The sequence below is a fragment of the Micromonospora fulviviridis genome (assembly GCF_014648395.1).
In the GTDB taxonomy this organism is placed as follows: Bacteria; Actinomycetota; Actinomycetes; order Mycobacteriales; family Micromonosporaceae; genus Micromonospora; species Micromonospora fulviviridis.
The window spans coordinates 203,452-221,112 of the sequence record NZ_BMRA01000011.1 but is presented as its reverse complement, the minus strand read 5'-3'; the positions used below and the strand labels follow the sequence as shown (position 1 = coordinate 221,112).

Annotated in this window: 21 protein-coding genes and 2 tRNA genes; 7 read left to right on the top strand and 16 right to left on the bottom strand. The window is 71.6% G+C overall.

Annotated features, from left to right (window positions below; translation table 11 throughout):
* The first annotated feature begins 53 nt into the window (after positions 1 to 53).
* Both IEY96_RS33225 and IEY96_RS26475 read left to right on the top strand, forming a co-directional pair.
* Positions 54 to 1,550, top strand: a complete 1,497-nt coding sequence (locus tag IEY96_RS33225) for a serine/threonine-protein kinase (protein WP_189197516.1) — start codon at positions 54 to 56, stop codon at positions 1,548 to 1,550.
* 42 nt (positions 1,551 to 1,592) lie between these two features.
* On the top strand, positions 1,593 to 2,051 hold the full coding sequence (locus IEY96_RS26475; protein WP_189197515.1) for a GNAT family N-acetyltransferase: 459 nt from the start codon (positions 1,593 to 1,595) through the stop codon (positions 2,049 to 2,051).
* A gap of 4 nt (positions 2,052 to 2,055) precedes the next feature.
* Here the strand turns inward: IEY96_RS26475 and IEY96_RS26470 are convergent, their stop codons facing one another.
* On the bottom strand, positions 2,056 to 3,003 hold the full coding sequence (locus IEY96_RS26470) for an L-threonylcarbamoyladenylate synthase (RefSeq protein ID WP_189197579.1): 948 nt from the start codon (positions 3,001 to 3,003) through the stop codon (positions 2,056 to 2,058).
* Positions 3,004 to 3,078: 75 nt separating this feature from the next.
* Here IEY96_RS26470 and IEY96_RS26465 point away from each other — a divergent pair, with 75 nt between their 5' ends.
* Both IEY96_RS26465 and IEY96_RS26460 read left to right on the top strand, forming a co-directional pair.
* Positions 3,079 to 3,630, top strand: coding sequence for a hypothetical protein (locus IEY96_RS26465; protein ID WP_189197514.1), 552 nt, complete (start codon positions 3,079 to 3,081; stop codon positions 3,628 to 3,630).
* Between the two features lie 51 nt (positions 3,631 to 3,681).
* Positions 3,682 to 4,578, top strand: a complete 897-nt coding sequence (locus IEY96_RS26460; protein ID WP_229791927.1) for an aminoglycoside phosphotransferase family protein — start codon at positions 3,682 to 3,684, stop codon at positions 4,576 to 4,578.
* Here IEY96_RS26460 and IEY96_RS26455 read toward each other — a convergent pair.
* Positions 4,572 to 5,180 (bottom strand): winged helix-turn-helix domain-containing protein, encoded by a 609-nt coding sequence (locus IEY96_RS26455; protein ID WP_189197512.1) that lies wholly within the window; start codon positions 5,178 to 5,180, stop codon positions 4,572 to 4,574. The two genes, IEY96_RS26460 and IEY96_RS26455, sit on opposite strands and share 7 nt — an antisense overlap.
* A 64-nt stretch (positions 5,181 to 5,244) precedes the next feature.
* On the opposite strand from IEY96_RS26455, the gene IEY96_RS26450 reads away from it, so the two are divergent.
* Positions 5,245 to 5,835, top strand: a complete 591-nt coding sequence (locus tag IEY96_RS26450) for a dienelactone hydrolase family protein (protein WP_189197511.1) — start codon at positions 5,245 to 5,247, stop codon at positions 5,833 to 5,835.
* A 4-nt stretch (positions 5,836 to 5,839) separates the two neighbouring features.
* Here IEY96_RS26450 and IEY96_RS26445 read toward each other — a convergent pair whose 3' ends face one another.
* From IEY96_RS26445 to IEY96_RS26425, 5 genes are all read right to left on the bottom strand, one after another.
* Positions 5,840 to 6,241: a hypothetical protein gene (locus IEY96_RS26445; RefSeq protein ID WP_229791921.1), complete on the bottom strand. Its 402-nt coding sequence runs from the start codon at positions 6,239 to 6,241 to the stop codon at positions 5,840 to 5,842.
* On the bottom strand, positions 6,241 to 6,582 hold the full coding sequence (locus IEY96_RS26440; RefSeq protein ID WP_189197510.1) for a hypothetical protein: 342 nt from the start codon (positions 6,580 to 6,582) through the stop codon (positions 6,241 to 6,243). Before IEY96_RS26440 ends, IEY96_RS26445 begins: the two co-directional genes overlap by 1 nt.
* A 160-nt stretch (positions 6,583 to 6,742) precedes the next feature.
* Positions 6,743 to 7,198 carry a pyridoxamine 5'-phosphate oxidase family protein gene (locus tag IEY96_RS26435; RefSeq protein ID WP_189197509.1) on the bottom strand — a complete coding sequence of 152 codons (456 nt, stop codon included), beginning with the start codon at positions 7,196 to 7,198 and terminating at the stop codon, positions 6,743 to 6,745.
* Between the two features lie 64 nt (positions 7,199 to 7,262).
* Entirely contained in the window at positions 7,263 to 7,706 is a 444-nt protein-coding gene (locus tag IEY96_RS26430) for a helix-turn-helix transcriptional regulator (RefSeq protein WP_189197508.1), read from the bottom strand.
* A gap of 65 nt (positions 7,707 to 7,771) precedes the next feature.
* Positions 7,772 to 8,182: a VOC family protein gene (locus IEY96_RS26425; protein WP_189197507.1), complete on the bottom strand. Its 411-nt coding sequence runs from the start codon at positions 8,180 to 8,182 to the stop codon at positions 7,772 to 7,774.
* A 135-nt stretch (positions 8,183 to 8,317) separates the two neighbouring features.
* Here IEY96_RS26425 and IEY96_RS26420 point away from each other — a divergent pair, with 135 nt between their 5' ends.
* Together IEY96_RS26420 and IEY96_RS26415 are read left to right on the top strand one after the other, a co-directional pair.
* Positions 8,318 to 9,283: a phosphotransferase enzyme family protein gene (locus IEY96_RS26420; RefSeq protein WP_189197506.1), complete on the top strand. Its 966-nt coding sequence runs from the start codon at positions 8,318 to 8,320 to the stop codon at positions 9,281 to 9,283.
* Between the two features lie 122 nt (positions 9,284 to 9,405).
* Complete coding sequence (locus IEY96_RS26415; protein WP_189197505.1) at positions 9,406 to 9,699, top strand: hypothetical protein; 294 nt, start codon at positions 9,406 to 9,408, stop codon at positions 9,697 to 9,699.
* Positions 9,700 to 9,730: 31 nt separating this feature from the next.
* On the opposite strand, the gene IEY96_RS26410 is transcribed toward IEY96_RS26415, so the two are convergent.
* The 9 genes from IEY96_RS26410 to gyrA form a co-directional block, all read right to left on the bottom strand.
* Complete coding sequence (locus IEY96_RS26410) at positions 9,731 to 10,321, bottom strand: VanZ family protein (protein WP_189197504.1); 591 nt, start codon at positions 10,319 to 10,321, stop codon at positions 9,731 to 9,733.
* Between the two features lie 119 nt (positions 10,322 to 10,440).
* Positions 10,441 to 11,604, bottom strand: coding sequence for a CU044_5270 family protein (locus tag IEY96_RS26405; protein ID WP_189197503.1), 1,164 nt, complete (start codon positions 11,602 to 11,604; stop codon positions 10,441 to 10,443).
* On the bottom strand, positions 11,601 to 12,128 hold the full coding sequence (locus IEY96_RS26400; protein WP_229791920.1) for an RNA polymerase sigma factor: 528 nt from the start codon (positions 12,126 to 12,128) through the stop codon (positions 11,601 to 11,603). The genes IEY96_RS26405 and IEY96_RS26400 overlap by 4 nt, the downstream gene beginning before the upstream one ends.
* Before the next feature lie 628 nt (positions 12,129 to 12,756).
* Entirely contained in the window at positions 12,757 to 13,173 is a 417-nt protein-coding gene (locus tag IEY96_RS26395) for a hypothetical protein (RefSeq protein WP_189197582.1), read from the bottom strand.
* A 414-nt stretch (positions 13,174 to 13,587) separates the two neighbouring features.
* A tRNA-Ala gene (locus tag IEY96_RS26390) sits at positions 13,588 to 13,663 on the bottom strand.
* Between the two features lie 46 nt (positions 13,664 to 13,709).
* Positions 13,710 to 13,838 (bottom strand): DLW-39 family protein, encoded by a 129-nt coding sequence (locus IEY96_RS32940; protein WP_208862918.1) that lies wholly within the window; start codon positions 13,836 to 13,838, stop codon positions 13,710 to 13,712.
* 43 nt (positions 13,839 to 13,881) lie between these two features.
* Positions 13,882 to 13,955 (bottom strand) — tRNA-Ile (locus IEY96_RS26385).
* 149 nt (positions 13,956 to 14,104) lie between these two features.
* On the bottom strand, positions 14,105 to 15,022 hold the full coding sequence (locus IEY96_RS26380) for a DUF3566 domain-containing protein (protein WP_189197501.1): 918 nt from the start codon (positions 15,020 to 15,022) through the stop codon (positions 14,105 to 14,107).
* A 3-nt stretch (positions 15,023 to 15,025) separates the two neighbouring features.
* Entirely contained in the window at positions 15,026 to 17,551 is a 2,526-nt protein-coding gene (gene gyrA / locus IEY96_RS26375; RefSeq protein ID WP_189197500.1) for a DNA gyrase subunit A, read from the bottom strand.
* Positions 17,552 to 17,661 lie beyond the last annotated feature (110 nt).

The following is a 17,661-nucleotide window of genomic DNA, read 5'->3' as shown; positions in this document are numbered from 1 at the left end:
TCCCGTCACCCGCGGCCGGTGTGGGATCGGGCCCGGCTGGAAAAGGTGACGTCGTGTCGCGACGTCTGCTGAGTGGCCGGTACCAGTCCGAGGAGCTGCTGGGCAGCGGCGGCATGGGTGAGGTGTGGCGGGGCCGGGACCTGCGGCTGGACCGGCCGGTCGCGATCAAGGTGCTCACGGCGGCCGGCGTGCGGGAGCCGATGGCCGCGGAACGGTTCGACCGCGAGGCCCGCACGGCGGCCCGGCTGAGCCACCCGCACATCGTCGGCGTCTACGACTTCGGCACCGAGGAGAACCACTCCTACCTGGTCATGGAGCTGGTGGAGGGTCGGACGGTCGGCGACCTGGTCGCCGCGGGCCCGCTGCCGGTCGACCAGGCGCTGTCGATCGCCGTGCAGACCTGCGACGGAATCGCGGCCGCGCACGCCGCCGGGGTGGTGCACCGGGACATCAAGCCGGGCAATCTCATCGTCACCCCGGCCGGCACCGTGAAGATCTGCGACTTCGGCATCGCCCGGCTGCCGCGGCTGGCCGGGCAGAACACCCTCACCGGCCCGGCGACCAAGCTCGGGACCAGCTCGTACATGTCGCCGGAGCAGGCACTCGGCGGTCCGGTGGACCCCCGCACCGACCTGTACGGCCTGGGTTGCACCCTCTACGCGATGCTCGCCGGCGCCCCGCCGTTCGCGGGTGACCCGCTCAGCGTGCTGCACCAGCACGTCAACGAGCCACCCCCGCCGCTGCGGGACCGTCGGCCGGACGTACCCGTCGAACTCGACGCCCTGGTGTCCGAGCTGCTGGCGAAGGACCCGGCCGACCGGCCCACCGACGCCGCGGTGGTCCGGGAGCGCCTCGCGGCCCTGCTGCCCCGCGCCGGCACGCCGCTCGCGGTCGTCGCGGTCGACGCCGCGCCGGCCGGGCCCGAGCTGCCGGCCGCGCCGCCGCCCGCACCCGGGCCGGCCGCACCGGCGACGAACCCGGGCGACCAGCCGGGACGGCCCCGACGCGGCCGGCTGCTGGTGGCGGCCGGCCTGGTCGGTCTCGCGCTGCTCGCCCTCGCCAGCGTCACGCTGCTCGACCGGGACGGCGGGACGGCGCCCACCGGGCCGACCCGGGCGGCCGTCCCGTCCGCCACCACCGCGGCCGCGCCGAGCGCGCCCGTCGTGCCGGTCACGGTGGCCCCGAGCACGCCGCCGCCGACACTCGCACCGGCGACCCGGTCCCCGGCCGCCACACCGAAGCCCAGCCCCCGGCTCACCTCCGCGACGCCGAGCCCCACCCGGCCCCGGGACCCGATCGTGGCCCTGCGGCTGTCGATCCAGGAGCAGGTGGAGGCGGGGCAGCTGAACCCGGACGCGGCCAAGGACCTGCACGCCAAGACCGACGCGATCGCCAAGGAGACCGCCGAGGGGGACACCGAGCAGGCGCAGGAGCAGATCAAGAAGCTCCGCGACAAGCTGAGCGAGCTGCTCCGGGGCGGCAAGCTCACCGCCGACGGCTACGACGCGCTCAGCGGCGACGTCGACCGCGTCGCCGCCGAGCTGACCTGAAACCGGTCGAGGCCGGTGCGGTCCGGCGGTTAGGGTCGGCCCGTGCCGTCACCCCGCCTGGAGCAGATCACCCCGGACAACGTCCTGGCCGCCTGCGCGATCGCCGTCCGTCCCGACCAGGAGGGGCTGGTCGCCCCGGTCGCCCGGTCACTCGCCGAGGCGTACGCCCAGCCGGCGGTCGCCTGGCCCCGGTTGATCGTCGACGACGACCGGCCGGTGGGCTTCCTGATGGGCTTCCTCGACGTGCGGTGGGGTCAGGACCCGACCGACGTCCGCTCCGGCCTGTGGCGGCTGAACATCGCCGCGGACCAGCAGGGCCGGGGCTACGGGCGGTTCGCTGTGGCGGCGGTCGCCGACGAGTTGCGCCGCCGGGGCAGCGACCGGCTGTTCGTCACCTGGGCGCCCGGCCCGCACGGCCCGGAACGCTTCTACCAGCGCCTCGGCTTCCGGATCACCGGCGAGCGCAGCGGTGACCAGGTGGTCGGCGAACTGGCCCTCTGACGGGTCAGTGCCAGGTGGCGGCGGCCCGCCGCAGCCGGTCGTTGATCGCCCGGCCCACGCCGACCTCGGGAACCGGCTCGGCCACGATCTCGGTCACCCCGGTCGCGTCGAGCCGGTGCAGGGCGTCGAAGAGCCGCGCGGCCGCCGCCGTCAGGTCGCCCTCGGGCGACAGCACCTCCACCGCCGCCCAGTCACCCCCGGCCGGCGGCTCCCGGAAGGCCAGGAACCCCCGCCGGCCGCCGTCCCCCTCGGCCGCCGCGCCCAACCGCAACGGGGTACGCGGGGCGTAGTGCGCGGCCAGCGTCCCGGGCGCGACCGGCTGACCCGAGCTGCCCTGGCGTACCTCCACCGGGCCGACCGCCTCGACCAGCGCCTCCACCGGCAGCGCACCCAGCCGCAGCACCACCGGCCGCTCGCCCCGCGCGTCCACGATGGTCGACTCGATCCCGCACCGGGTCGGCCCGCCGTCGAGCACCACGTCCACGGCGGCGCCCAGCCCGGCCACCACGTGCTCGGCTCGGGTGGGGCTGAGCTGCCCGAACCGGTTGGCGCTGGGCGCGGCCACGGGCACCCCGGCGGCGGCGATCAACGCCCGAGCCGACGGCTCGTCGGGCACCCGCACGGCCATGGTGTCCAGGCCGGACGTGACGATCGGCGGGATCACCGCCGGCCGGTCCACGATCAGGGTGAGCGGGCCGGGCCAGAAGCGCTCCACCAGCGCGGCCACGGCCGGCGGCACCGCACCGATCAGACCGGGCAGGTCGGCGGCGTCGGCCAGGTGGCTGATCAGCGGGTCGAAGCTGGGACGGGCCTTCGCCTCGAAGATCCGGGCCGCCGCCTCGGCGTCGAGGGCGTTCGCGCCCAGGCCGTAGACCGTCTCGGTGGGGAAGGCGACCAGCCCGCCGGCGCGCAGGACGGCGGCGGCCTCGGCGATGCCGCTCTCGGCCGGCAGGACGCGCGGGGATCCGGTGCTCACGCACCCGACGCTAGCCTGCCGGGGGCACCGGCCCGGCACTACCCTGCCCCCATGGGCAGGCGGCTGGCGCTGGCGGTGGCCGGCGTCCTCGTGCTGGTCGGCTGCCTGGGCCTGCTGACCGCCGTGCCGGCCGTCCAACGGGCCCTCTCGCCGGTCGCCGAGCCCACGCCCCTCCCGCTCCGCCTCGCCGGCCCCCGCTACGACGACCTCACCGTCGACCTCGACCCCGGGCGGTACGCCGTCTGGGCCACCCGGCCGACCAGCGCCCCCGACCGCGACCGGTGCCGGGTGACCGGCCCGGACGGGCGGCCGGTGCCGGTGGGCGAGCCCGGGCACGTGGTCGAGTGGACCGAGGTGGCCACCGACGACACGGCCTGGACCTGGGCGTCGACCTTCGCCGTCCCGGCCGCCGGCAGCTACCGCCTCACCTGCCGCCTCGACCCGGACGCCCCCGGCCAGCAGTACGCGGTGACCCGGGAACCGGACCGCCGGCTCGCCCTGCGCCTGCGGCTGGCCCGGTGGCGGGGACTGCTGGTGGCGGCCCTGCCGGCCGGCCTGGTGATCCTCGGCATGACGCTGACCTGGCGCCGCCGGGCGGACTGAACTCGTTTGCGGCCCGCGCCGGGGCGATCCAGGATGGTCGCCGTGAGCCGGATGAAGATGCACGCCGACGAGGTCCAGACCGACGTCCACCTGGTCCGCCGGCTACTCGCCGGGCAGTTCCCGCACTGGGCCGACCGGCCGCTCCGCCTCGTTCCCTCGTACGGCACGGACCACGACATCTACCGGCTCGGCGACGACCTGGCGGTGCGGCTGCCCCGGATCGGCTGGGCCGCGCAGCAGGCGGCCCGGGAGGCCGAATGGCTGCCCCGGCTCGCCCCGCACCTGCCGCTCGCCCTGCCCGTGCCGGTGGCCATGGGCCGCCCCGCCGAGGGTTACCCCTTCGACTGGTCGGTCTGTGAGTGGCTGCCGGGCGAGAACGCCAACACCGGTCTCGACGACCTGGACCGGGCGGCGGTCGACCTGGCCGCCTTCGTGGCCGCGCTGCGGCGGATCGACACCGCCGGCGCGTACCCCCGGCCGCCGCGCGCCCGGGGCGCCGACCTGGCCGAGCTGGACGACGGGGTCCGCAACGCGGTACGCCGGCTCGGTGACCGGGTCGACGGCGGCGCGGTGCTGCGCGCCTGGCAGGAGTCGCTGGACGCGCCCGCCTGGGACGGGCCCGGGCTCTGGCTGCACGGCGACCTGCTGCCCGGCAACCTGCTGGTGGTCGACGGCCGACTCTCCGCGGTCATCGACTTCGGTGGGCTCAACGTCGGCGACCCGGCCTGCGACCTCCAGCCGGCGTGGAACGTCTTCACCGGCCGCAGCCGCGCCCGGTTCCGCGCCGAGCTGGAGGTGGACGACGCCTCCTGGCTGCGCGGCCGGGGCTGGGCGCTGCTCCAGGCGGTCATCGCGCTGCCCTACTACTGGGACACCAACCCGGGGATCGTCCGGCAGACCTCCCACGCGCTGCGCGAGGTGCTGGCCGACGCGGCCGTCCGCTACTGACCGGCCTCCCGGTCGGGCCGGTCGGCCGGGTCCTGCTCGGTGTCCGGGAGGGTGGGCGCGTCGGTGGGGTAGAGGCCGGCGACGAAGCCGTACACCTGGTCCCCGGACCGGGGGATCTGGGCGAAGCGGCGGGCGAGCGCCTGGACCTCCGCCCAGAACGCCCGCACCTCCTCGATCGGGATGCGCGCGTGGACGAGCGTGCACCGCAGGTCGTCCGCGGCATGGGCCGGGCCGGCCTCGGCGGCCGCCTCGGCGAGGCCGTTGATACGCGCCACGACCTGCTTGTCCTCGGGCCGGTTGAGCACGCCGACGTAGAAGGTGCGGGCGACCCGGCCGTAGAACCGCTCCTCGATCGCCCGGACCCGCCGGGTCCGCACCACCCGGAGCAGGCCGGCGTCGACCAGCAGGTTCACGTGGTAGGCCACGCTGCTCTTCGGACGGTCGACCGCCCGCGCCATCTCGTTGACCGTGGCGGCCCGCTCCAGGAGCAGCTCCAGGAGGGTGGCGCGAAGCGGGTCGGCCAGCGCCCGCAGCTGTTCGGGCGCGGTGACCACGAGCATCTCGTCGAGGTCGTAATCCGGGATCTGCTGATTGACCGACATTTCTCGACCGTTCTAGAATTCTGGATCATTCGATCGCTCTGGTTCGTTTGACAGGAGTCTAGAGATGGCCGACATCGTCCTCTTCCATCACCTGCAGGGGCTCACCGACGGCGTACGCGCCTTCGCCGACCAGCTCCGCGCCGGCGGACACACCGTGCACACCCCCGACCTGTTCGACGGCGAGCGGCCGGCGACCCTCGACGAGGGCGCCGCGCTGACCAAGCGCATCGGTGGCGAGGTCCTCGACGAGCGCGCCGACCGCGTGGTGGCCGACCTGCCCAAGGAGCTGGTCTACGCCGGCTTCTCCTGGGGTGCCGCCATCGCGCAGCGGCTCGCCCAGACCCGGCCCGGCGCCCGCGGCGCCCTGCTCTACGAGTCCTGCCTGCCGGTCACCGGCGAATGGGCCGTCGGCCCGTGGCCCGAGGGGGTCCCGGTGCAGATCCACGGCATGGACCGGGACCCCTTCTTCGCCCTGGAGGGCGACATCGACTCCGCCCGCGAGCTGGTCGGGATCGTCGGGCCCGAGCGGGGCGAGCTGTTCGTCTACCCGGGTGAGGCACACCTGTTCACCGACAGCTCCCTGCCGTCCTACGACGCGGACGCCACAACGCTGGTGGTACGGCGTTCCCAGAAGTTCCTCGGCCGGCTGGGCTGAACCGTCAGTGGCACAGCACCGCCACGTTGACGAAGAGGCCGCACGCGGCGGTCACCGACACCGTGATCGCGGCGGTCGCCCGGAGCGCGAAGGCGGTGCCGCCACGGCCCCGCCGGGTTGCCGACAGCGTCTGCTTCAGAACGACCAGGACCACCCAGCCGGACAGCAGGAGCGTCAGATAGAAGTCCCAGGCGGGGTTCGCGAACGCGCTCGCGTTGCCGTTGCCGCCGTAGTTGGGACAGTCCTCGTAGCGGGTGATCGGCTGGAGGACCGCCAGCAACGACGCGAAGAAGGCCCCGCCGATGAGGCAGACCCGGAAACCGCTGAGGCGGGATGGCGCGACGATGGCCCCGGCACTCAGCGCCGGGGCCATCGAACCCGTCTCGTCGTGATGGATGCCGGTCATCAGCTTCCGGCCGGGAACAGGTACAGGTCAAACCACGTCTCCTGGCTGTCGAGCTGCAACTGCTGACTGCCGTAGAGGCTGGGCGTCACACTGGCCGTACCGTCCGCGGCCACCGAAACCTGGCTGTCCAGTTCGGTGTCATCGATGCTGTACCGGAAACCGGTCACCGTGGTGTCACCGTTCGCGTCGAACCTGACGGCAATCTGGCCACCACCGGCGACGCTGTCCCCGTTCGGGAAGCTGATCGCCGGCTGGAGAGGCACCTTCGTCCCGGCGGCCGCCGACGCCGGCGACCCCAGCAGCGTCGAACCGGCGGCCAGTAGCACCAGCGACGCGGTCATCGCGACAAGTCTGCGGCGAGTAGAACGGGTGCGCGCACCCGAGGTTGATACGACAGACATCCCAAGCCCCCGAATCGTCGGAATGTCACGGCATGATCAAATTAGCCAACAGAATGATCTCCGTCAACGTCTCCGGCGCGGCGTGGATGGCCGTTGGCGGTCAGTCGAGCCAGCGGCCGTCGCGCATGAGGTCGCGTCCCCGTAGCTCGTTCGCCTCCCGCCAGGCCTGGATACGGCGCGGCCGGATCAGGAAGTACTGGTACGGCTCGTCGAGGTCGCGCGGGTCGAAACCGGTTCTGGTCGCGAACGCGTCGCCCGTCCCCGGGGCGAGGTCGGCGATGTCCACCGGCTCGGCGACGCCCTCGACGATGACGACGTCGCGGGTCGGCCCGAGGCTGAGTCGCACCCGACCGTCCGCCAACAGGTTGCGGCCGGTGATCGAGGCTCGCGGCGTGGAGATGAGGAACGCGGTGCCGTCCCAGAGGTACGAGAGCGGGATGAGGTGGACGCCGCCCGGGGAGCCCGACGTCGCGACCCAGAGATCGACGTCGCTCTCCAGTTTCGCGCGGGTGTCCCGCAGCCTCTCCTCACGTCCACGCGGCGGCGCGCCCGTCATGCTTCCTCCAGTCGCTTCATGGCGAACCCGCCATCTTCGTCCATCTGCCGGGTGGCGGTGATCGTCACGCCGGGCCTGCCACGGCGACCGGTTGACGCCTGACCGGTCCGCTGACCTGCATCGGCACACCCGCCACGCCCGCCGCGCGGCGCCGGTAGGCGCTGGGCGGTACGCCGACCAACTCGGTGAAGCGGCTGCTGAAGATGCCCGGCGACGGGCAGCCGACCGCGAAACAGACCTCGGTGACGCTGAGCTCGCCGCGACCCAGCAGCGCCGCCGCGCGCTCGATCCGCCGGGTCATCAGATAGGAGTACGGCGACTCGCCGTAGGCCAGCCGGAACTGGCGGCTGAGGTGCCCGGCCGACATGTTCACGTCGCGGGCGAGCGCCTCGACGTTCAGCGGCTGTGCGTACTCCCGGTCGATCCGGTCCCGGACGCGGCGCAGCCGGGTGAGGTCGCTCAGGCGCTGCGCGTGCGCGCGTGCGCGCCCCCACGAGGGGTGACACATGAGGGGAGTCCTTTCCTCGGTGCCCGAGGCACCGGCCTCGACGAGCGGATGGATGACCGGACGGATCAGCGAAGCTCCTGGATGCGGACCAGATTGCCCGCCGGGTCGCGGAAGGCGCAGTCGCGGATGCCGTACGGCTGCTCGGTCGGCTCCTGGACGACCTCGGCGTCGCTGGCCTGCACCCTCTCGAAGGTGCCGTCGAGGTCCCGGGTGGCCAGGAGGATCCAGCCGTAGGTGCCCTTGGCCATCATCTCGGCGATGGTGCGGCGTTCGTCGTCGGTGACCCCGGGGTCGGTGGCCGGCGGCGCCAGGAGGATGGACGTGTCGGGCTGGCCGACGGGGCCGACCGTGATCCAGCGCATCTTGCCCTGGCCGACGTCGTTGCGGACCTCGAAGCCGAGGACGTCGCGGTAGAAGGCCAGCGACTCGTCCGGGTCGACATGCGGCAGGAAGGTCGTGTGGATGGTGATGTCCATGACGATCATGCTAGGCACGGCACGGTGCCCGGGCTTCTCGATTCCTGATCGATCCGCCAATCTGTCTTCCCTACGGGCCGGAGGCGCCGGCGAAACCACCTTGCCGGCCGGACTGCCCCCTGCGACGCTTCGACCGTGATCGACAAGCCGGACGTCGACGAAGGACTGCTGGCGGCCGAGGTGGCCGCCGCCTGGGCCGTGGATGCCGCCGATCTCGTCTTCATGCCGGTCGGGCTCGACGGGAACGCGTGGGCGTACCGGGTGGACACGTCCGACGGACGGCGCTACTTCCTCAAGATGCGGCGCGGCGAGTTCACCCCGTCGGCCGTCCTGCTGCCCGGCTTCCTCCGGGCGCAGGGAGTCCGGCAGGTCGTCGCGCCGATCGACCTGCCCGGCGGCGGAGCCGGCCGGGCGTTCGGGGACCATCAGCTGCTGCTCTACCCGTTCCACGACGGCGGCAGCCGGTGGGGCCGCGGCCTCACCGACCGCCAGTGGATCGAGTACGGCGAGTTCCTGGGCCGGCTGCACGCGGTCACGCCGAGCGCCGACATCGCCGCGGTCCTGCCGCACGAGACCTACCGGTCGAGCGCGGGCGAGCGGCTGCGGACCCTCGGCGGGCAGGCTGCCGCGAGCGACATCCTCGGCGCGTTCTGGGACCGGTACGCCGCCGCGCTGCACCGGCTGTCGGACACGGTCGACGACCTCGCCTCCCGCGTGACGCGAGGCCGGCACGTCGTCTGCCACGCCGACATCCACCCCGGCAACCTGATCGCCGACGGCGACGGACCACTGCACGTCGTGGACTGGGATGCGCCGATCCTCGCGCCGCGCGAGCGCGATCTGATGTTCGTCTTCAGCCAGGACTTCGGCGATCACCCGATCAACGCGCACCGCGCCGAACTCTTCGGGCGGGGCTACGGGCCGCTGGAACCGGACCAGACCCTGCTGAGCTACTACCGCGGCGAACGGCACCTGGACGACATCGCCGTCTTCCTCGGTAGCATCCTCGACCCCGAGGCCAGTCCGGAATCCCGGGCCAACGACCTGCACTGGCTGACCCGCATCGCCGAGACGGTCGCCGACCCCGGCTACGCGCCCTGATCCGCCGAGCCCATCCGGCGCCGATGCACGCCGTTCGGCAGCTCTGTCTGCTGCCTCGGGCTGAAGGGCTGAGATGTTCAAAGCGACGGGTAGGGGCCGTGGCCTCTCCTATCCTCGGAACTGTGGCGGAGGAGGACGCGGAGCTGCTGACCCTGTTCCGGAACGCCGTTCGGCGGGTGCGCCAAGCCGCCGTGAGGCATCAGGACGAGGAGTTGCACCAAGCTGCGGCAGAGATCGGCTACGCGGTGTGCACGGTAATGCGCGGTCAAGGGCAGGCCTGCCTGGCGCCCGAGGACATGTGCGACTGTCCGGTCTGCGGCGCTCATCCGGGCCAGAACTGCATCTCCCTCCCGGGCCATTCTCTGGGTGACCGGCCGTTTCACACCGAACGGCAGCACCAGTGGGAGAAGGCGTAGGCCCCTGGCCGGTGACCGGACCGCAGGCGGCTCAGCGTCCCGGTACCGGGGCCGGTCGAGGTCGACCTGACGACGCTCCGGCCGTGGCGCGCCACCAGCGGCGCGACGCCAGCGCGGCCAGCCCCGCGCCGGCGGTGTTGAGCAGTACGTCGTCCACGGACGAGACCCGGTCCAGCCGCAGGACGTACTGCGCGACCTCGACCAGGGCTGAGCAGGCCGCCGCGAGCGCCAGGATCCGCGGTACCGACGCCAGCACCGCGAACCGCAGCGGGGCGAGGAACCCCAGCGCCGCGAACACCAGCAGGTTGCCGACGATCTGGACCGTCACCGTCAGCGGCCCGCCCGCGAGGACCGTGAACAGATCCCGCAGCGGTACGAGGCTCACCCGACCGGGGACGGCACCGGCCCGGTCGCCCGGCAACATGATCATCCATACCCACGGCACGGTCCCGTAGACGATGCCGGCCTCGGCCAGCGACGTCCGCCACGGCTGGGTGGCGCCGCGGACACTCCGACGGCGTGCCAGAGCCCACACCGCCAGCGCGGCCAACGGCAGCGCGGCCACCGTGAGGAGCACCACGCCGTTGAACGTGCCGAGCCAACCGTGCCACCCCCGGACCATGCCACCCCCGTTTCCGTCCGAGACAACGCCACTCTAGGGCCGCATACCCGGCCGTCGGCGCTCCGGGCGGGAGACGCGGCCGGCGGCGCTGCTGCGCCGCCGGCCGGGTGTTCAGGAGGTCAGTTCTTGACGTCCACCGCCGGCGGGTCGTCGTTGGTGTTCTTCGATACGAGTACCAGCTGGTACGTGGACAGCGCTCCCGGTGCGATCCACGACCACGAGCCACTCGGCTTCACCGCCCGCATCTCCCTGGCCAGGGCCTGCCCGGTGTCCGGGTCGATGATCAGACGCACCTCGAAGCGGCCGATCGCGGGGTTGTCCTGCGTGAATGCGATCGCCTGTCCGGGCCGACCGCGCATGTCGTGGACGGCTCCCAGCCCGCGCACCCCGGGCAACGTGGCGAGCACGCGGTATGCGGCGGCGCGGACCGCATTGCTGACCGGCAGGTCGATCACCACGTGGGCGGCGACGGTGAGCAGCCACTGGTCGCGGTCGGTGGGCATGTCGCCGCCTCCCCCGCCGAAGCGGCTGAGCAGTGCGCCGCGGAGGGCGGTCGGGTCGGTCGGCAACGCGTCGAGTTGCGCCTGCGACACGTTCCGGTCGCCGAGGGCGAAGAGGTGCTTTGCGTCGACCGTGTTGCCGTAGACCTTGCCCGGTGCGATCTGCAAATCGAACGGCTTCGGCTTGGAGATCTTGATGGTCGCCGGGGAACCGTCGCGGCGCCAGGCGGCCTCGTCGCTCGGTGTGGCGGGCGCGGCGCCGAGCGACTGCGAGATTGCCCAGCTGCTGTCAGCGCCGGAGTTGGCCAGCCAGTACTGGCCACCGGTCTTCTGGAACATGGTGTACGTGCCGTCGGCGGCATTGACCGGCACCGCGAAGCCATTCTCCGTTTGGATGGTCAGATAGCGCCCGTCGGCTTGCGGCGCTTTGTCGCTGCGTTCGGCTGCCACGAGCAGCAACCGGCTGGAGTCCATCGGCGCCTGTGTGGCCGGCGATGCGACCTCGGGTGCGGCATCGGGTGCATTGCGCGGAGCGGCGCCTGGTCCGGCCACGGCCACCGCGACGGCGGTGACGGCCGCCGCCCCCACGGTTCCGAGGAACGCCATCCGTAGACGCTTGGGCCTGCGGAGCTGGTCAGGAGTGGCGCGCCTTTCGGCGGCCGAAGGATGAGCCACGATGCCGGCAACGGTGTGTGCGGTTTGCTCGCCCCGACTCGGCGGTGGGTCCAGTCGTGCCGGCCGGGCCTTGGCAAGCAGGTCCACAACATCCGGTGAACGGCTCATCGGATCGACTCCTTCGGTACGAGCGTGGCGAGGGCAGATCGGGGGGATTCCGGTCCGATGGCGGCAGCCATGGCGACCTTGAAGTGACGCCGGGCGCGGTGCAGGCGCACGTAGTACGTCGCTGTGGAACAGCCGAGGACCCGGGCCGCCTGACCCGGCGCGAGCCCATGCCAGGCAACCAGCGTCAACAATTCGCGGTCACCGTCGGACAACTGGGCCAGAGCAGTGAGCACCGCGGCCCGCTCGGCGACGCCGTCTGCCACGTCGACGACGGACAACTCCTCGTCGGCGATCCACGCGCGCATCTCGGCCGCGATGGCCTGCTGCCGTTCCTCCGCGCGGTATCGCTCGCCCACGACATTGCGGGCGACGGCAAGCAGCCATGGCAGCGGCGTTGCCCTCGGCAGTTCCGGCAACCGCCGCCACGCCACCAGGAACGTCTCGGCCACGACCTCATCGGCCAACTGGCGACCGGCGCGCGTGACGGCATACGCATACACCTGCCGGTAATGCGCCTGGTACACAGCGGTGAAATGGTCCTCCGGTTGAAGTTCTGGCACTGGCTTCGGCCCTTCCTGTCAGAGGTTCCCCCGTCACCAGGAAATGTCTCGGGCACGCCGTTTCTTACATCGGTCACCGTTCTCGACCCGGTCACCCTCCGAAAGGCGGACCTCGGATCATGTCCTATGGCCTTGTCAGAACCTCGGCTCGACCGGTGAGGGCAGCATGTCGGCCCACTTGCGTAACACGTCGTGGCCGGTGGCTCCGAAGTTCAGGCGGGGGATGCGCGCCCAGTAGCAGGCCATGAGGCACACGAGGCAGGGCTCGCTGCCGGCGTACATGACGCCGTCTTCGAGGAGGTGTCGCCCTAGTACTCCGGGCGGAGCCACGCCGGACCGCGGGGCAGTTCGTGGAGGGGCTGCTGTCGGGTGTGGAACGTAAGACCTGCTGGTCCCTCGCGGAGCAGGCGGGTCACGCTGATCCGCAGGCGATGCACCGGCGGCTGGCCTTCTACCTGTGCTGGGCGCCTCGCCAGCGCACACCCTGCACTGGTCGATCTGGCGACGAACATCCCAAGCCCGAGCCCGGCGCTCCCACTATCAGCGCAGATCCGGACACAGCGCCGGCCGAAAGATCAAGTGAGCTGGAATACTAGGCCCCTCCCTTCGGGTATCCCAGGTAACTCTCGCCGGCCTGGGAACCGAGGCCTCCGGGCGGCTGCTTCCACTCGCCGGCACGCTTCCTCGAGATCGACAGGTGGGGCCAACGCTTTCGTGCCGCTTGCCGGCTGGCACCTACCGCCGCGCCTAGCTCGGGATAGCCGGCACCGCACTGCACCGCTTCCTCCGCGCTGTCGGACACGATGTCAGCGAGCAGGCGGCGCATCTGTTCACCTGCCGCCATGCGTGCCAGGTGGGCGGCCAGCATCCGCTGCTCGCCCCCCGACTCATGGTCGCCCAGGGCGCGGGCATCGGGGCCGGCGGCCGTCAGCCGCCGCGCCCAATCGGCGGCAACAGCACCAAGCTCTCGCCGCAACTCCTGGTGCTCATCCGGTGTCAGATCCCGCATGGTGCGACTCCTCTCGCCAGGTAGCTCACCCTCAGGGTCCGCGCGACAACAAAGGTTGTCAACCCTGGCGCGTGCCCGTGACGGCAGGACCCGCACCTGACGGATCACCGCACCCAGCTACGGGGCGACCCTCGGCGACCCGTGGCGGGCCGGTTGTCGGCACCGAGCGTGCCCCATGGTCCATGCAAATGACTCCCCTGCTTGATCGGCCGCCGTCAAAGCGGGTCAGGCCCAAAGATCAAGTGATGTTGGAGTACCAGGTTGGTGCCGGCGTGACGTAGGGCCATGACTTCGGCGTGTGCGGTCGGATCCCGCAGCTCGACAACACTGCTGGTGCCCTCGCCGATCTCTCCCATAAGGGGACGGCGTGACCGCTTGGCTGTACCCGGGACCGAGATCAACCGGTGTTCGTGCTGGTGGAGCCCAGGGGACTTGAACCCCTAACCCCTGCCTTGCAAAGGCAGTGCTCTGCCAGTTGAGCTAGGGCCCCGAGAACGGGCGGAGTCGCCCGGTGCTGGCAGTCGGAGGAGGCGCGGTCAGCGCAGGTCGGGCGCGGTGGTCGCCTCGTGCCACAGAGCGCGCTCGTCGTTCGAGGCCTTGATCTTCTTGGCCACGACGGCGGCAACGCCGACGACGCCGACCAGGATCAGGAGCTTCTTGAACATGGGCTTGACCCCTCGCGCTCGACTATCGTCGGACGATGTGCGGTGGGGCTAGCTGGAATCGAACCAGCGACCTCAGAGTTATCAGCTCTGCGCTCTAACCGACTGAGCTATAGCCCCGCGTAGCGACGAGCAAGGTTAACCCATCGCCGCCGTGGCTCCCAAATCGGGGGCCCCTGCCGGCGCGCTCACCCGCGCCATCCTGAACCTACCCGGACACGCGACGCCGGGGCGACCGCTTTACGCGGTGCCCCGGCGTCGTCGTCGGGTCAGTCCCGCTCGGCGAGCGTCAGCTCGATCCCGCCGACCAGGTCGGCGCAGACGTTGTAGACGAACGCGCCCAGCGTGGCCAGCGCGGTGAAGAGCACAACGTTGACCAGGCCGATCAGGGCGGAGCTGAGGATCACGCCCTTGGCGGTGATCCGGAAGCCGCCGCCGCCCTGGCCGCCGCCGGCGTTCACCAGGTCGGTGAGGCTGTCGTTCACGCTCTTGAACACGCCCATCGCGTCCAGGGCGAGGTAGAGCACCGAGGTGGCGACGACCACCACGATGAAGAGCACCACGGAGACCGCGAACGCGAACTTCATCACGGACCACGGGTCGATCCGCTTGAGGTTCAGCCGGGCCCGGCGCGGTCCGCGCGACGCGGCCGAGCTGACCGAGGTACGCGCGGCGCGTACCGCCTCACCCACGCGGGCGGCCCCGACGGCGGCCGCACCGCTGATGCCCGGCGGCAGGCCGCCCCCGTTCGCGGGGCGGCCCGAGGTGCCGGGACGCGCGCCGTCGGGCGACGGCTTCGGCGCCGTGCCGAGGCCCGCGCCGACACGCGGCTGGGTGCCGGTGGTGCCGGTGGACGGCCGGGCGGCCGCCGCCGGCTGGACCGGCTGGGCCGGCTGCGGTGTCGTGGCGGGCTTCGCCGCGGCCGGGGCGGCCAAGCCGTCGGCCGACGTCGGGGCGTCGACCTTCGTCTCGGCCTGCTCGGACGGGCTCGAGTCCGCACCGGGCTTGTCCGGCGGCGGGGCCATGCCGGGGGCCCGGGTGAACTTCGGGGCAGGCGCGTCGGCGGGGACGGTGGCCCGGCCCACGGCCGCGCGGCCGGTCGCTGGTGTACCGCCCTGTGCGGCCTCCTCGTCGACCGGGTTGGCCGAGGTCCCCTTGTTCCCCGACTTCGCCTGTGTCTCCGTCATCAACTAGTCCTGTTCGTCAGGCTCGTCGGCATTGCGAGCAATCGCCACGATAGTCACGCCGTCCGGGAGGTCCATCAGCTTGACCCCCATTGTGTTCCGGTCCCGCGTACGGCGTACAGGCTTCACCGGAGTCCGGATGACGCCACCGTTGCTGGTGATGGCGAACAGCTCGTCGTCCGGGCTGATCACCACCGCGCCGACCAGACCACCGCGTCGCTCGGTGATCTTCGCAGTCAGCACGCCCTTACCTCCCCGGCCCTGGACCGGGTATTCCTCGATCGGGGTACGTTTCGCGTATCCCCCGTTCGTCGCGACCAGCACGTCCATTTCCATGCCCTCGCGGACGACCTCCATCGCCAGCAGGACATCCTCCTCGCTGAAGCGCATGCCGATCACACCAGAGGTGGCGCGGCCCATCGGGCGCAGCGCCTCGTCGCTGGCGTTGAACCGAATCGCCTGGGCGTTCTTGGAGACCAGCAGCAGGTCGTCGGTCGGGGCGACGAGGGCAGCACCGACCAGCTCGTCCTCATCGCGCAGGTTGATCGCGATGACTCCGCCGGAACGGTTGGAGTCGAACTCCTCGAGCCGCGTCTTCTTCACCAGGCCGTTCTTCGTGGCCAGTACCAGGTAGGGGGCCACCTGGTAGTTCGGAATTTCGATGATCTGCGCGATCTGCTCGTCTGCTTGGAAGGCGAGCAGATTGGCCACGTGCTGGCCCTTGGCCACCCTACTGGCTTCGGGAAGCTCGTACGCCTTGGCCCGGTAGACCCGGCCCTTGTTCGTGAAGAACAGGATCCAGTCGTGGGTGGAGCATACGAAGAAGTGGCTGACGATGTCGTCCTGCCGCAGTGTCGCCCCGCTGACGCCCTTGCCGCCGCGCCGCTGGGAGCGGTAGAGATCGACCTTGGTCCGCTTGGCGTACCCGGTGCGGGTGATCGTGACGACCACGTCCTCGCGGGCGATGAGGTCCTCCATCGAGACCTCGCCGTCGAACGGCACGATCTTGGTGCGCCGGTCGTCGCCCCACTTGGCCACGATCTCGCCCAGCTCCTCGGAGACGATCCTCCGCTGCCGCTCCGGCTTGGCCAGGATGTCCTTGAGGTCGGCGATCTCCACTTCCAGCTTGGCCAGGTCGTCCAGGATGCGCTGCCGCTCCAGGGCGGCCAGCCGGCGCAGCTGCATGTCGAGGATCGCGGTCGCCTGGACCTCGTCGATCTCCAGCAGCCGGATCAGGCCCTGGCGGGCGTCCTCGACGGTGGGCGAGCGCCGGATCAGGGAGATCACCTCGTCGAGCGCGTCCAGCGCCTTGGCCAGACCGCGCAGGATGTGCGCCCGCTCCTCGGCCTTGCGCAGCCGGAACGCGGTCCGCCGGCGGATGACCTCGATCTGGTGCTCGACGTAGTAGCGGAGGAACTGAGCCAGGTTGAGCGTGCGCGGCACGCCGTCGACCAGCGCCAGCATGTTGGCGCCGAAGGTCTCCTGGAGTTGGGTGTGCTTGTAGAGGTTGTTCAGCACCACCTTGGCGACCGCGTCGCGCTTGAGCACGAGCACGATCCGCATGCCGGTACGCCCGGAGGACTCGTCGCGGATGTCGGCGATCCCGGCGAGCTTGCCCTCCTTGATCAGCTCGGCGATCCGCTCGGCCAGGTTGTCCGGGTTGACCTGGTAGGGCAGCTCGCTGACCACCAGCGCCGGCCGGCCGCGCTTGTCCTCCTCGACCTCGACCACCGCGCGCATCCGGATCGAGCCGCGCCCGGTCCGGTAGGCGTCCTGGATGCCGGCCTGGCCGACGATCAGGCCGTGGGTCGGGAAGTCCGGGCCCTTGACGATCTCCAGCAGCGCCTCGAGGGTGGTGGCCTCGTCGGCCTCCGGGTTCTCCAGGCACCACTGCACGGCCGCGCCGATCTCGCGCAGGTTGTGCGGCGGGATCTTGGTGGCCATGCCGACCGCGATGCCCTCGGAGCCGTTGATCAGCAGGTTGGGGATGCGGGACGGCAGGATGGTGGGCTCCTTGGCCCGGCCGTCGTAGTTGTCCTGGAGGTCGACGGTGTCCTCGTCGATGTCCCGGAGCATCTCCATCGCCAGCGGGTCGAGCTTGCACTCGGTGTACCGCATGGCCGCGGCCGGGTCGTTGCCCGGCGAGCCGAAGTTGCCGTTGCCGTCGACCAGCGGGTAGCGCAGCGACCAGGGCTGCGCCATCCGGACCAGCGCGTCGTAGATGGCCGAGTCGCCGTGCGGGTGGAACTGACCCATCACGTCACCGACGACGCGGGAGCACTTCACGTAGCCGCGGTCCGGCCGGTAGCCGGAGTCGAACATGGCGTAGAGGATCTTGCGGTGGACCGGCTTGAGCCCGTCCCGGACGTCCGGCAGGGCCCGCCCGACGATCACGCTCATCGCGTAGTCGAGGTACGAGCGCTGCATCTCGACCTCGAGCCCGACCGGCTCGATCCGGTCGTGCGCGACGACCGCGGCGAGTGTCTCCGGGGTCTCCGGCTCGTTCGGCGTGGACTCGGGAGTATCGGTCACTGTTAACCCTTATCAGACTCAGAGTCGTTTTCGTGCTGTGGATAACGGCTGTGGAAACCGGCCAGACTGTGGATAACTCTGTGGACCGCCGGGCCGGCCGGTGGATCCCC